Genomic DNA, 893 nt, shown 5'->3' with positions numbered 1-893 from the left:
GCAGGCTGGGGCCGTTTCGTCACCGGTACCGACATGGGCCGTCTCTACTTCGCCGACATCACCGGCGACGGCAAGGCCGACCTCATCGTTCACGGCACCGACGGCAAAGTCGCCGTCCGCAAGAACATGGGCACCTATTTCGACGGCGGCACTCACTGGAGCGCAGGCTGGGGCCGTTTCGTCACCGGTACCGACATGGGCCGTCTCTACTTCGCCGACATCACCGGCGACGGCAAGGCCGACCTCATCGTTCACGGCACCGACGGCAAAGTCGCCGTCCGCAAGAACATGGGCACCTATTTCGACGGCGGCACTCACTGGAGCGCCGGCTGGGGCCGTTTCGTCACCGGTACCGACATGGGCCGCCTCCGCTTCGGCGATTCCACCGGTGACGGCAAGGCCGACTTGTTCGTCCACACGATCGCCGACGGTAAAGTCGCCGTCCGCAAGAACATGGGCACCTATTTCGATGGCGGCACCGTGATGATCACCCTCTGAAGAGAGCGATCCCTCTGGCGCCGCGCTGGAGAAATCGGCCACGGCCACTGCTGACACCTGCTCCGCCCCACCGCCCTCCGCACCGGAACCGAGCTCGACGCCGGTCTGCCCCACATCGGCGTTCCGGTTCGGCGGGCGGTCTCGCTCATCGCAGTGGCGACTGGCCGCTGTCAAACGACACTTCACCCCAGGGACACCCATGACCGCAAGACGTTCCCGATTGATGTGGGCGACCAGCACCGCAGTCGTCCTCGCCACCTTGGCGACCACCACCACGGCCGCGGCGCTGGGCGGAGTCGACGCCCCGGCACAGCTGAACTACGTTGCGAAGGTCAACGTCGGTGAACAGACCGCCTGCACCGGCACCCTCGTCGACCCGCAGTGGGTGCTGACCG

At 66.4% G+C, this 893-nt stretch carries 2 protein-coding genes; both read left to right on the top strand.

From position 1 onward, the window contains the following. Nucleotides 1-498 (top strand): FG-GAP repeat domain-containing protein (locus EF387_RS48150; protein ID WP_238431421.1); only part of this gene is annotated, 498 nt, incomplete at its 5' end. Nucleotides 499-697: 199 nt separating this feature from the next. Then, nucleotides 698-893, top strand: a 196-nt coding sequence (locus EF387_RS09875) for a trypsin-like serine protease (protein ID WP_128376152.1), incomplete at its 3' end; no start/stop codon positions are given.

Source organism: Streptomyces cavernae (genome assembly GCF_004023625.1).
GTDB classification, from domain to species: Bacteria; Actinomycetota; Actinomycetes; order Streptomycetales; family Streptomycetaceae; genus Streptomyces; species Streptomyces cavernae.
This window is presented reverse-complemented; position numbering and strand designations above follow the sequence as displayed.